Source organism: Halorussus halophilus (assembly GCF_008831545.1).
GTDB classification, from domain to species: Archaea; Halobacteriota; Halobacteria; order Halobacteriales; family Haladaptataceae; genus Halorussus; species Halorussus halophilus.
In genome coordinates this window covers 1,344,530-1,357,264 of the sequence record NZ_CP044523.1, presented here as the reverse complement: position 1 = coordinate 1,357,264, position 12,735 = coordinate 1,344,530, and the positions used below count along the sequence as shown (strand labels likewise).

The following is a 12,735-nucleotide window of genomic DNA, read 5'->3' as shown; positions in this document are numbered from 1 at the left end:
CACTATTCTGCTGAGTGAACCGCTCTACCCCTGTTGGGTGAGCCGATACGCGTGCTTGGCGGCGTCCATCGCCGTGCCGCCAGACTCGACGAGGTAGTACGGAACGAGTTCCGCGCTGAACTTCGCCTTGTAGCTACAGAGTCGCTCGGTGTTCGCACCCATGAGGTCGTACTTCGTCACCGACTCGACAGGCGGGCCCTCTACGATGTCCTCCATCAGTCGCCAGTGAACGAGTCCATTCACGGAGGTCCCGTCGTAGATGCCCTTGGTGCCGCCCTGCCAGAAGTAGGCGGTGTCGTTGGAGTAGAGCGTCGTGATACCAGTGAGATACTCACCATCCGGGTCGCGGGCGACGTAGGCCCGCGCTCGCTCGCCGAGCGACTCGAAGAGGTCCCGGACGTACGCCCACGTCGGGTCGAACGGTTCGTCCTGCTCGTCGTAGCGCTGCTTGGTCGCTTGATAGATATCGCGGGCACCATCCAACCCCTCGCGCTCGATAGTCACGTCGAGGTCCTCGGCGTCCCGGATGTCCCGGCGGAGGCTCTTGCTGAACGACTGCTTGATGGCGTCGGTGTCGCCGCCAGAGAGGTCCACGAAGTAGGTGAACCTCGGTACCACGTCGATGTCGCTCCAGACGAACGGCCGGGGGTCGCCGTAGTCGGTGTTGCAGATGATGCGAACCAGCATCAGCCGAGAGTTCACGTCCAACCGGTCAAGCACCTTGTCGGCGAACGGCGACTGGACGCCGACGTCCGCGAGTCGCCGTTCGAGTCCGATGTCCGGGCCGATCTGGTCTAAGACTTTCTGGGTGAACTCGCGGTTGACTTTCTCCTGCTTGCGGCGCTTCGGACTGGTTGGCATCATGATAGGACCGAGGCGCGGGATGTTGTACCCCGGCGGCGGCGACGTGACCGCCATCGCCGCCGAGCGCCGCTGGACGAACAGCGGCAACAGCGCGATCGGTTGTTCTCCTTTGAATCCTCCGAACAGCTTCATCTCTGCATCGACGTGTCGGTCTAGCACTTCGAGTGCCTCGGGCAGATGAAACACTTCGAAGCCGTCACTCGGCAGTGCAGACTCCCACTCCGACAGTTCGAGTTGCTCGACTCTCATCCTGTTGAATCCGTGGTAGCGTCGGTTTGCACTTTGTTATTCTCCGCTTTCGCGGCGCGTAGGGACCGCTTGTCGGCAGCGTCAGGTGCTGACACACCAGCTCCGTCGGGGTGGTCCATTCGCTCGTAGAAGTCGGCGGGCGGACCGACCCACGCACCCATCTCGACCGCACGCTCGACGAGTCTGCGGTACAACTCCCGGTAGCCCGGGAAGTCGTCGTCGTTGAACAGTCGCGGATGCCACAGAACTGACATTACGGCACCGTTCTCTCTGGCCTCTTCGAGCAGTCGTTCGCACTCGCGCCACGCTTCGTCGAACTGCTCGCCGGGGTCTGGAAGCGCGATTTCCATCAGCGTCAGCGGGAAGACGACGAACTCGTCGCCGAAGGGGCGAAACGGGTGATAACGGTCGAAGCCGTACTCGCTACTCGAACCCGGACTTGCGTCGTACTTCAGACCCATCTCGCGGTGGTACTCCCACGTCATCGGTTCGTGGCGCAAGTGGTGGTGACGACCGCCCGTCACCTCACTTCCGAGCGCGGCTTCGAGCGTCGTCTTCTCCATGAAGAGTCGATTGGGGTCCGAAAACGAATCGTACGAACCGTGAAGTCCGACCTCCCAGTCCCCGCCGTCGAGGCGAGCGAGCAGTTCGGTTAGTTCCGTCCGTTCGACTTCGTAGCGACCCATCGACTCCACCCAGTAGAAGGGGTCGAGCCAGTCCGTCGGAGACCGTTCGAGGATGTGCTGTTCGCGCAGGAAGTAGAACGCCGAGCGAACGCCGAGGTCGTCCTCCAACTGCATGATGTCCTCGAAGGTCCACCACGGGTTCTGACCGGGGAGGAGCGCCTTCAGGTGTCGCGGGTCGCGCTCGGCGAGCGCGTAGTACAGCGATTGCCCGGTCTTGTACGGCCGGTCAACGTCGTGAGTAAGGAGTACCGCGAACTCCGCGTCTTCGGTATCGAGCGCGGCCTTGGCGTCCGCTTGGGCGGACTCGAACTCAGACATCGTCGAGCAAGCCCGCGATGTTCGCCGCGGCAGTGCCGTCGCCGTAGGGCGTCGGCTTCTCGGCGGGAGCCTCGGCGGTTGAGAGTGCGCGCCGTATCGCCTCGCCGTCTGCGCCGACCAAGCGGTTCCAGCCTGCTTCGACCGTCTCGCGCCACTCGGTCTCTTCGCGCATCGTCACGCAAGGCGTGTCGAGGAAGAAAGCCTCCTTCTGGACACCGCCCGAGTCGGTAGCGACGACTTCCGCGGCGTCCTGCAGGCGCACGAAGTCGAGGTAGCCGACCGGGTCTGTGAGAGTGAGTCGTTCTTTGGCCTCTTCGTAGAGACCGTACTCTTCCATCCGACTTACTGTCCGAGGATGTGCTGGCAAGACGACCTCTCGGGGGTCGTCGGCCAACGCGTCCAGAATCGACGCGAGTCGCTCGGGGTCGTCGGTGTTGGCCGCGCGGTGGACCGTGGCGAGGACGAACTCGCCTTCTTCGACGCCCACCTCGTCCAGCACTGTCGAGTGGTCGGCGGCCTGCTCGCGCGCCAACAGCACGGCGTCACACATTACGTCGCCGGTGTCGTGGACACCTTGTTCGATACCTTCCGCGGCCAGATTCTCCACTGCTCGCGTGGAGGGCGCGAACAGCAGGTCCGAGGCGTGGTCGGTCAGCACTCGATTGGTTTCCTCGGGCATCTCGCGGTTGTAGCTCCGCAGACCGGCCTCGACGTGGGCCAGCGCGGTGTCCAACTTCGAGGCCGCGATTGCAGCCGCGAGCGTCGAGTTGGTGTCGCCGTAGACCAGCACCGCGTCGGGGTCTTCGTCGAGAATCAACTCTTCCAGACCGACCAGCATGCGGGCGGTCTGTGCACCGTGGTCGTCGGAGCCGACTCCCAAATTGTGGTCCGGCTCTGGAATGCCTAACTCCTCGAAGAACACGTCGGACATCTCCTCGTCGTAGTGCTGGCCCGTGTGGACCAACACCTCCTCGTGGCGCTTGCGGACCTCGCGCGAAACCGGCGCGGCCTTGATGAACTGCGGGCGCGCACCGACGACGGTCAGGATTTTCTTCGAGTCGTTCTCGTCTCGCTTCGTCGCTTCGTCTGTGTCGTAGTCACTCATGCTGTAGTCCGCTCCCGATGGTGTAGACGCGATGGTCGGTGTCCCCGAGGTCGAGCGCTCCGCGGCCGTCCACGACGACCAGCGGGTCGAAGGCGTTCCAGTCGATGGACTCGAAATCCTCGTGGGGCGTCACCAGAACCACGGCGTCGAGGTCGTAGTCGGTCAGTTCTTCTTGGGCAATCTGGCGGCAGGCGAACTCCTCGGCGCTGTCGAGCATCGGGTCCACGCCCAACACCTCCGCGCCGAGTTCCGAGAGGTACTCCGTAATCGCAATCGAGGGCGAGGCGCGAGTCTCTTCGACGCCCGGCCGGTAGGTCAGGCCGAGTACTGCAACCGTCGCGTCGTTCGGCGAGACGCCTTCAGCGTCGAGTTCCCGGACCAGCGTCTCGACCGTGAACTCCGGCATCGAGTCGTTGACTTCGCGTGCGGTGCGTAACAGCGGCGTCTCGACACCGAACTGACCGATGACGAAGTACGGATAGTAGGGAATGCAGTGCCCCCCGACGCCCGGACCCGGCTTGTGGATGTCACAGAACGGTTGGGTGTTGGCCGTCTCGATGGCCTCGTTCACGTCGATTGCCATCCCGTCTGCCATCGTCGCCAGTTCGTTCGCCAAGGCGATGTTCACGTCCCGGTAGAGACCTTCGAACACCTTCACGGCCTCAGCGGTCGTCGCGTCCGAGACCGTCATCACTTCGTTATCGGTGATGTGGTCGTAGACCAACTTCGCGGCGCGTGTACTCTCCGAATCGACGCCGCCGACGACCTTCGGGTACGCGCCCCGAATGTCTTCGAGCGCGCGCCCGCTGGAGGTTCGTTCCGGGCAGAACGCCAGTCCGAACTCGTCGTGGCCCGCCTCGTGTTCGAGCAGCGGCTGGACCCTGTCCGCGCAGGTTCGCGGCGGCACGGTACACTCGATGATCACGAGGTCGCCCCTGTCGAGACCGGTGCCGATGTCGCGCACGACTGACTCCAGAATCGAGAGGTCCGCGCCGTCGTCGTCGGTAATCGGTGTCGGCACGATGACGACGTGAATCGCCGACGTTTCGGCGGCGGTCCGGGGTGAATCTGTCGCACGCAGCGCACCCGATTCGACGGTCTCGGCGACGAGTTCGTCGAGTCCAGGTTCGCGCTTGACGTGACAGTCGCCTTCGTTGATGGTATGGACTACCTCGGCGTCTACGTCCGCGCCGACGACGTTGCCACAGGTCTCGGCGTACACCGCGGCCAGCGGGAGACCCATCTTGCCGAGACCGTAGACGGCGACCGGAATCTGTCCGGCGCGGAACGCCGCGCGCTGGTCGGCGTCGTGGGCGTCGTTGCCGTAGAGTTTGAGCGTCTCCCGGACGTTCACTGGGCGCTCACCTCGGAATCGGGTCGCTGGTCACTCTCTTCGGAATCGGTGTGACGTTCGGCCTCCTCGGACTCCACCGAATCGACGCAGTCAGCGACGTGTTCGTTGGCCACGCGGTCGATTTCGCGCGCGACTTCCAGCACTCGGAGCCCGTCCTCGCCCGAGACGACCGGCTCCGAACCTTTGGTGGCCGCGACGACGAACGACGAGAGTTCGTTCTTCAGCGGTTCGCCAGTCTCGACTGTGGGCCGCTCTACGATGCTCTCGTGGCGGTAGCGCAGGTCGCCGTTGTCCTCGATGTAGGAGGGCAGCGAGTGGCGGTGGATCTCGACCGAGCGGTCGATGTAATCGACGTTCACGCGGCAGTCCTCGGCAGTAATCGAGAGTTCGCGTACGCGTTGTTGGGTCACCCTGCTCGCGGTCAGCGTGGCGACCGTTCCGTCACCGAAGCCGAGCGTCGCCGTCGCGTGCTGGTTGGCCTTGACACCGGCGGCCGTGACCGAGACGGGTTCTTCACCCATCAGCGACAGGACCACGTCGATGTCGTGAATCATCAGGTCCAGCACCGCGCTTTGGTCCAGTTCGCGACCCTCCGGAGGCGGGCCGAGTCGGCGCGCGTCGATGGCGATGATGTCGAGGTCCGACACCACGTCGGCGAGCGCGCGAATCGCGGGGTTGAACCGCTCGACGTGGCCGACTTGGACGGTGACACCCGCTTTCTCAGCTTTGTCGAGCAGTTCGCGGCCGACCTCCGGGTCGTCTACGAGCGGCTTCTCGACGAGGACGTGGACGCCCGCGTCGATGCACTTCTCGGCCATCTCGGCGTGGAACGGCGTCGGGACCGCGATGGAGGCGACGTCCGTCGCTTCGAGGAGGGCGTCTAAGTCAAGTGCGACCGTCCCGTGGTCGTCGGCGACTTCTTCGGCGGCCTCCTCGTCCACGTCGAAGACGCCGACGAGGTTCACTCGGGGCAGTTCGCTGTACACGCGGGCGTGGTGACGCCCCATACTTCCGACGCCGATGACGGCGGCGTTTACTTGGTGGGAGAGACTGTGGCTCATTCTGATTCGTATGCTGAAATCGCGTTCGTAATCGTTCGGAGGTCGTCTTCCGTGACGTTCGGGTGAACCGGCAGCGAGAGCGCCTGCTTGGCGGCCCGCTCGGTGACCGGTGCGGCGTGGGTCACGTCGTCGTAGGCCGGTTGCTGGTGAATTGGCGTCGGGTAGTAGACGCCCGCCCCGACACCGCGCTCGGCGAAGAACTCCTTGAGTTCGTCCCGGTCGTCGGCCCGAATCGTGTACTGGTGGTAGACGTGCCGGTAACCGTCGGGTTCTGTCGGCGTGACGACGCCGGACTCCGACAGCGCGTCCGTGAGGTAGGCGGCGTTCTGGCGGCGCGCCGCGTTGTAGTCCGGAAGCCGCTCTAACTGGACGCGGCCGATGGCGGCGGCCATCGAAGTGAGTCGGTAGTTGTTCCCGACGCGCACGTGGTCGTAGCCGCCGTCTTCGGTGCGACCGTGGTTGACGTAGCTCGCGGCGCGCTTGGCCACGTCTTCGCGGTTCGTCGTGACGATGCCGCCCTCGCCCGTGGTCATGTTCTTCGTGGGGTAGAACGAGAAGCAGGCCGCGTCACCGAGCGACCCGACTCGGTCGCCTTGGAACTCAGCACCGTGGGCTTGGGCGGCGTCTTCGACCAACGCGAGGCCGTGGCGGTCGGCGATTTCCCGGAGTCGGTCCATCTCTGCGGGGAGTCCGTAGAGATGCACGGCGAGAATCGCCGACACGTCGTCGTGTTTCCGAATCGCCTCCTCGACCGCGGTTGGGTCGAGGTTGTAGGTGTCGGGGTCGATGTCGGCGAACACTGGTTCCGCGCCAGCGATTCGAACCGTGTTCGCGCTCGCGACGAACGAGAACGGCGTCGTCACGACTTTGTCGCCCTCGCCGATGTCGAGCGCCTCGAACGCGGCGTGGAGCGCGGTCGTTCCGTTGCTCGTCGCGACGCCGTACGCTGCACCGCAGAAGTCGGCGAACTCGTCTTCGAATTTTCGAACCTCGGGACCGTCTGCGAGCATCCCCGATTCGAGCGTCTCGACGACGCGCTCGATTTCTCGCTCGCCCATCTGCGGGTCCGCGATAGGAATGTCGCTCATGCTATCTGGTTCCCTCCGTCGAGTTCCTCGGGCAGGTCGCGGAACTTCGCGGGCGCACCGAGTGCCAACGTCCGCGGCGGTACGTCCTGCGTGACGACCGCGCCAGCGGCGACGAACGCGCCTTCGCCGACGGTTACGCCGGGCAGAATTGTCGCGTTCGCGCCGATGGAGACGTGGTCTTCGAGCGTCGGTCCCTCTAGCTCTACGTCTTGGCGAATCGGGTACGGGTCGTTCGTCAGCACCGCGTTCGGCCCGATGAACACCTCGTTGCCGATAGTGGTGTCCGTCGGGACGTAGACGCCCGTCTGGAGGCTACAGTGCGACCCGATGGTCGTCGTGCCATCGACGACGGTGTTCGTGCCCAGAACCACGCCGTCGCCGATTGTGGTGTCTTCGCGCACGAGGACACCGTGACCTGTCGTGAAGTCGTCGCCGATTTCGGTGTCGGCGTAGACGATGGTGCCCGAGCGAATCGTCGCGCGGTCGCCGATTGCAGGCGGTGCGGCCCCGTCGCGGTGGACGTGGCCCACGGTCGCGTCTGGTGCTATCGTACAGTTCTCGCCGAGGAGGGCGTCTGTGGCGGGTGGGTTGCTCGAACGGCTCACGGTCGGCCACCCCGCACTCCCCACTGGAAAGTCGAATTGACAGTTCGAATCTGTGTCATACGTAGTCGATTGCCCGGTCGAATCGCGAGCGACCGGACGTTATCGTGACCATGCCCTCGTTCGGCCTTTGTTATACGCCACTTGGTCAGGGAGTAGAGGGGTCCTATCGGCCGATATACCGCAAGATACGGGGCGATAGTTCGCGGGGAGTGGTAACGACGCAGTGCCTCTCAGAAATTTGGCGATAAGCGAACCGTTCCCGAAATCGGTCGCGCTGTACGACCGGATTACCCGTGAACAGCACCGTGGTAACAAAGTGCCGACACGGCAATATCCAGCGTATGCGGCGGTCTTACCCTCGGATACCCGTGCCACCCGGCTCCGGCACAGAACGTGTATCGCCTCCGACGACCTGCCGATGGGCTGGGGAGCATGCAACGCGGTGAACAACTCACGCAGGACGAGGTGTTCGAAGTCCTGAAGAGTCCACGCCGTCGTTACGCACTGTACTACCTCCGGCGAGAGGGCGGACGAGCAGAGCTGTCAGACCTCACAGAACAGGTCGCTGCGTGGGAGAACGAAACGACTCCCGCGGCCCTCTCGACCGAGCAACGCAAGCGAGTGTACATCTCGCTGTATCAGACGCACCTCCCGAAACTCGACGAAGCGAACATCGTAGAGTACGACCGAGACGACGGCGTCGTCCGTCTCGGAGACAGAGCCGCAGACTTGGACATCTATCTCGGCGACGTGTCCCGCGACGAGTTCCCGTGGGACAGATACTACCTCGCGCTCGCGGGCGCGAGCGCGTTGCTGGTCGCGGCGGTCTGGTTGAACGTCCCGCCGTTCGGCCTGTTGCCGGGACTGGTGCTCGCGACGATTATTTTGGTGGTGTTCGGGGCGTCGGCGGTGGTTCACTACGTGAAGTACCGACGCGGCGGCGAGGTCGGCACGCCGCCGGAACTCCGACGCGTCGAGCGCCAAGAACACTGACTCGTTCGAGACACGGGATTCGAGTCGCCATTTTTCGACAGCATTTCGGCTACTGACGAGTGTGCGCGCCGAAGGGAGTCGAAGAAAAGCATCGACGAACTTCTCGAACTCGTTGGAGGAGCGTGTCGTCGAAGGTTGCGCCGTTGGAGAGTTGTGCGGTGGAGGGCTGTGTCGTTGAAAGGTCGCACCGTTGGTGGACTGGTCGATTGAGGGCTGTGTCGGTTCGGGTGAGTGGACCGGCCGTCCCAGCAGGGAGGGCCGAAGCGAGCAGCTATAGTCGTTCCTCGACGTTGCAGACGGCACCCGACTCGGCGACGATGAACGCCTCTTCCCGAAGCGTCTCCTCGTCTTCGGGGAGGAACATCAGGTGACCGTCGTCGTCCTTCCGCGCGCGGATGACCTCCCAGTCGGCGATGTCGTAGCCGAGGTCTTCCGGTTCGGGGTCCCGCGGTGCGGACTGCCAGCGCTCGCCCTCTGAGTAGACGTTACTGCGAGACATCGCGGCCCTCCACGATGGTCAGGAACATCCCCTCGCCTCCGATAGTGCGGACGGTGTAGTCTCGTCCCGCGTGGACGACGTTCGACGGGTCCTGCGCCGTGCCAGCGGACGCGCCGGACGATCCTCGGTCGAGTATGGAATCGTGTTCGCGTGCCGTATCGTCGCGTGCCATGCAATAGTCAATGCGAGCTTACCACTTGAAAAGTGCTCCGATTTCGTTTCAATGTATGCTTAACAATTTAAGCCCCATCTTGTCTTGGCATTGTTTCACACACCCAAACACCGACCTGTAATCACGAGTATCCACGGCGAACTATATGTACATTACGTCGAAAAATAGACTGGTAAGGCGAGCTTTCCCGGCGTCAGACCGGGTATCTCACAATGACTTGAAAGATGTCACTACCGAACTGTGACCGCACGTCGATGGTCTCGGCGCGCCAAAACTGGCGTGTCGAACTTGCGACCGGGTGGAGGGTCGCGCCAGCGGTTTCGTTAGGCGTTGTCCTCGACTCGGACGTTCGCCGGACCGTCGAGACTGAAGGCCGTAATCTCACCGGAGAAACGGTAGGCGTCCGTTCCGGCGTAGACTTGCCCTGCAATCGACCCGTCTTTTGCCGAGTCGTTCGCGTTCACCGAGCCGTGTGCCGCGCTCTTGTTGGCCTCGCCGCTGACCGAGAACTCGTAGCTACTCGGAGAGTTCGGCGTGCTTCCGTCGATGACCAGGAGGTTCGGGAGGACGAGGTCCGAGACGGAGACTTCCTCGCCGTCGTAGCGGAGCGTCCACTTGTCCTCGTTCAGGTCGAACGAGACGAAGTCACCCGTCACGAGGAACGAGTCGCCGAACCCGCCCATCGCACTACCTGAGACGGTGACCGTCCCGTCGTCGTTCTTCTCGACGGAATCGCTTTCTTCGGCCATGTTGGCGCTCGGGTCTGTCTGAGGCGAAACCGACCCATCGACCGTGAACTGGTACTCGTCGGCGACGCCGTCCTCGTCGGCGATCAACTGGAAGACCTTGCCTTGCTCGGCGTCACCGGTCGTGGTGTCCGTCGAGTCGCTTTCGCCACTCGACGATCTATCTTTTCCCGAGGTGCCACCCTTACCCGAAGCGGCCTCTTCGGCGGTCATCGGGACGCCCTTCGGCGCGCTCACGTCGGGACTTCCCGAGACGTTCACCTGCTCGACGGAGCTACTGATGTCGCCGTCGATGCGGCAGTCTTTCACCGTTCCCGAACCGTTGTCGGAGGCCATGACTGCGGCCGAGCCGTTGACCTTGATGTCACAGTTGACGGCCTTCATGCCGGACTGCTCTTTGAACCAGAGACCGCGGGGGTTCTTCTGGCCCGACTCGTTCGAACTGACCGCGCTCTCGCCCTCGACGTGGATGACACTATCCTTAATGTAACTGCCAGGCGTGCCGAGTCGGCAGTTCTCGATGTTGTTGTTCTTCAGGTAGGAACTCTCTATCTGTGTCTCACCCATCCCGTGGGACTCGGAGACGCCCGCGTGGGACATGTACATCCCGTCGGCGGCCCATCCAGCGACGTGGAAGTTACGAATCTTCACGGTGCCGGAGTTCTCCCAGTCGGAGACGGCAGCGTGACCGACGCGGTCTTCCGACCCGTCGCCCATGTAGACGTTCTCGGCGACGGCCGTTCCGCCGTCGGTGCAGCGGAGGTACATCGTCGCTTTGGTGCCGTCCTGGTCGTCGTTCGTCCCCTTGACGCCGACGTTTCGAATCGTCCAGTCGCTTCCCTGCGTGAGCAGTCGGAAGTGCGCGCCGTCGGCGGAGATGTCGATGAGTTTGTTCTCGAAGGTCTCGCCGGGACCGACTTCGATGCGCTCGGTCGAGCCTGCCGAAACCTCGATGGTCTCGTAGGACGCCGCCTTCGCCGAGTTACTCGATACGCCTGCCGCTGCGACCGACGCCGCCGCCGCACCCGCCAGCTTGAGGTACGACCGTCGGTCGAGAAGGGATGATTCGCTCTCGTTCTCGCGTGCCGTATCGTCGCGTGCCATGTACTGTTCAATGCGAGCTTACCTATTGATAAAGGCTATGATTTTGGTTCAATGCTAGGTTTGTGATTTAAGTGTGCTGGCTAAACCATCACGGTTTGTCACGCGCCGAGCGGGAGAGTACGAAACCGAGAGTACGCTCGACCAAACGTTCGGTAATCGGCACATAACAGACCAATACCCCGGTAGGAGGCGTCTGACGGGTGACAAACGGTGCATAACAAAGGACTGTCAGACGGTGAATTCCAACACATGGCTGACCGCGCGCAGACGAGTATGCAGACGTTGTTGGTCGGTCTCGACGCTGGCTGTCTCCCGGTCCTCGACCCGTTGTTCGAGTCGGGCGGGCTCCCCAACCTCCAGTCGGTGTTCGAGGAGGGGACCAACGGCCCGCTAGAGTCACAGACGCCGCCGTGGACGCCGAGCGCGTGGCCGTCGCTGTACACCGGCGTCAATCCCGGTAAGCACGGCGTATTCGGGTTTCTGCGCTTCGACGGCTACGAGTGGGACGTCGTGAACGACACGCACGTCCGAGAGCGAACGCTCTGGGAACTGCTCGACCACCACGGCTATTCGAGCGTCGTCGTGAACGTGCCGGTGACACACCCGCCCCGCGAGTTCGACGGCGCACTCGTGCCCGGATACACCGCACCCGAGAATCCCGACTGTCATCCAGACGGCGTACTGGCCGAGATTCGAGCGGAAATCGGCGAGTATCGGGTGTACGCACCCCGCGACGCGACCGGCGACGAGAAAGTCGAGTGGTATCGGCGACTCTCACGCATGCGCGGGGAGGCGTTCCGCTACCTCGCCGCGAAGCACGACCCGGACTTCGGCTTCGTCCAGTTCCAGCAGACCGACACCGTCTTCCACGAGTTCCCCGGCGACGACGAGAAGGTCCGGGGCGTCTACGAAGCAGTGGACGAGCAAATCGGGAAGATAATCGAGGAGTGCGACCCCGACACCATCGTAGTCGCCAGCGACCACGGCATGGGCGAGTACACCGGCCACGAGTTCCGGGTCAACGAGTTCCTCCGCAAGAAAGGCTTCGTCCAGACCAAGCAGGGCGGCGAGGGGATGCCGACGTGGTCTACCATCGCCAACAACCAGTTGCAGGAGGGAAAGACCGGCGAGGTAGACGACACGGGCGCGAGGAAACCATCCGCGCTGGAGCGCGGACTCGCCGCCGGTGCGAAGGTCGGCCTGACGAGCCAGCGCATCGCGGCCGCACTCGACACGGTCGGACTCGCCGACTACGTGGCCGAGCGAGTGCCGACTGATGCGATTCGCGCGGCGACCGAGCAAGTCGATTTCCCGAACTCGGCGGCCTACATGCGCGACCGAATCGAACTCGGGGTGCGCGTCAATTTGCAGGGCCGGGAGCCGAACGGCGTCGTTCCCGAATCGAAGTACGAACGAGTCAGGGACGACCTGATCGGACATCTTTCCGAAGTGGAGACGCCTGACGGGAGACCGGTGTTCGACCGAGTCGTCCGCCGCGAGGAGATTTTCTCCGGGCCGTACGTCGATGAGGCTCCCGACGTGGTGACGATTCCCGCCGACTACGACCAGTTCCTCTCGACGCGCGTCGGCGACGGGCAGTTCGGCCCGCCGAGTGAACCCTACAACCACAAGTTGGAAGGGGTGGTCGCGCTCTCGGGCGCTGGCGTCGATGCCGACGCCGAACTCGCTTCGGCCCACCTCTTCGACGTGACGCCGACGATACTGGCGACGTTCGGTCTCCCCGCGGGCGACCGGATGGACGGGTCAGTACTGCCCGCCGTCGCCGAAACCGGGCGGGAAGCCTACCCCGGATTCGACGCCGACGCACGAGTAGCAACGGACGACGGCGACGTCGAAGCACGCCTCGCGGACCTCGGATATCTCGAATAAC

At 63.5% G+C, this 12,735-nt stretch carries 12 protein-coding genes; 2 read left to right on the top strand and 10 right to left on the bottom strand.

Annotated features, from left to right (window positions below):
- Nucleotides 1-24: 24 nt before the first annotated feature.
- Genes F7R90_RS06685 through F7R90_RS06655 form a run of 7 tightly spaced genes read right to left on the bottom strand, consistent with a single transcriptional unit; the run spans nt 25 to nt 7,330 of the window.
- Nucleotides 25-1,113 (bottom strand): GNAT family N-acetyltransferase, encoded by a 1,089-nt coding sequence (locus F7R90_RS06685; RefSeq protein ID WP_158056481.1) that lies wholly within the window; start codon nt 1,111-1,113, stop codon nt 25-27.
- Complete coding sequence (locus F7R90_RS06680) at nt 1,110-2,117, bottom strand: polysaccharide deacetylase family protein (RefSeq protein WP_158056480.1); 1,008 nt, start codon at nt 2,115-2,117, stop codon at nt 1,110-1,112. Before F7R90_RS06680 ends, F7R90_RS06685 begins: the two co-directional genes overlap by 4 nt.
- Nucleotides 2,110-3,222: a non-hydrolyzing UDP-N-acetylglucosamine 2-epimerase gene (gene wecB / locus F7R90_RS06675; RefSeq protein WP_158056479.1), complete on the bottom strand. Its 1,113-nt coding sequence runs from the start codon at nt 3,220-3,222 to the stop codon at nt 2,110-2,112. Before wecB ends, F7R90_RS06680 begins: the two co-directional genes overlap by 8 nt.
- The gene (locus tag F7R90_RS06670) at nt 3,215-4,576 is read right to left on the bottom strand and encodes a nucleotide sugar dehydrogenase (RefSeq protein ID WP_158056478.1); all 1,362 of its coding nucleotides are present in this window, start codon (nt 4,574-4,576) and stop codon (nt 3,215-3,217) included. Before F7R90_RS06670 ends, wecB begins: the two co-directional genes overlap by 8 nt.
- Nucleotides 4,573-5,637, bottom strand: a complete 1,065-nt coding sequence (locus tag F7R90_RS06665; RefSeq protein WP_158056477.1) for a Gfo/Idh/MocA family protein — start codon at nt 5,635-5,637, stop codon at nt 4,573-4,575. The genes F7R90_RS06670 and F7R90_RS06665 overlap by 4 nt, the downstream gene beginning before the upstream one ends.
- Entirely contained in the window at nt 5,634-6,725 is a 1,092-nt protein-coding gene (locus tag F7R90_RS06660) for a DegT/DnrJ/EryC1/StrS family aminotransferase (protein WP_158056476.1), read from the bottom strand. Before F7R90_RS06660 ends, F7R90_RS06665 begins: the two co-directional genes overlap by 4 nt.
- Nucleotides 6,722-7,330, bottom strand: a complete 609-nt coding sequence (locus F7R90_RS06655; RefSeq protein ID WP_158056475.1) for a DapH/DapD/GlmU-related protein — start codon at nt 7,328-7,330, stop codon at nt 6,722-6,724. Before F7R90_RS06655 ends, F7R90_RS06660 begins: the two co-directional genes overlap by 4 nt.
- A 432-nt stretch (nt 7,331-7,762) precedes the next feature.
- Here F7R90_RS06655 and F7R90_RS06650 point away from each other — a divergent pair, with 432 nt between their 5' ends.
- The gene (locus F7R90_RS06650; RefSeq protein WP_158056474.1) at nt 7,763-8,323 is read left to right on the top strand and encodes a DUF7344 domain-containing protein; all 561 of its coding nucleotides are present in this window, start codon (nt 7,763-7,765) and stop codon (nt 8,321-8,323) included.
- A 271-nt stretch (nt 8,324-8,594) separates the two neighbouring features.
- Here the strand turns inward: F7R90_RS06650 and F7R90_RS06645 are convergent, their stop codons facing one another.
- From F7R90_RS06645 to F7R90_RS06635, 3 genes are all read right to left on the bottom strand, one after another.
- Nucleotides 8,595-8,822 carry a hypothetical protein gene (locus F7R90_RS06645; RefSeq protein ID WP_158056473.1) on the bottom strand — a complete coding sequence of 76 codons (228 nt, stop codon included), beginning with the start codon at nt 8,820-8,822 and terminating at the stop codon, nt 8,595-8,597.
- A complete protein-coding gene (locus F7R90_RS06640) occupies nt 8,809-8,994 on the bottom strand; it encodes a hypothetical protein (RefSeq protein ID WP_158056472.1) in 186 nt (61 codons plus the stop codon). Before F7R90_RS06640 ends, F7R90_RS06645 begins: the two co-directional genes overlap by 14 nt.
- Nucleotides 8,995-9,317: 323 nt before the next feature.
- A complete protein-coding gene (locus F7R90_RS06635) occupies nt 9,318-10,844 on the bottom strand; it encodes a right-handed parallel beta-helix repeat-containing protein (RefSeq protein ID WP_158056471.1) in 1,527 nt (508 codons plus the stop codon).
- A 249-nt stretch (nt 10,845-11,093) separates the two neighbouring features.
- Between F7R90_RS06635 and F7R90_RS06630 the strand changes: the two genes are divergently transcribed.
- Nucleotides 11,094-12,734 carry an alkaline phosphatase family protein gene (locus F7R90_RS06630; RefSeq protein WP_158056470.1) on the top strand — a complete coding sequence of 547 codons (1,641 nt, stop codon included), beginning with the start codon at nt 11,094-11,096 and terminating at the stop codon, nt 12,732-12,734.
- The last annotated feature ends 1 nt before the right edge of the window (nt 12,735 follow it).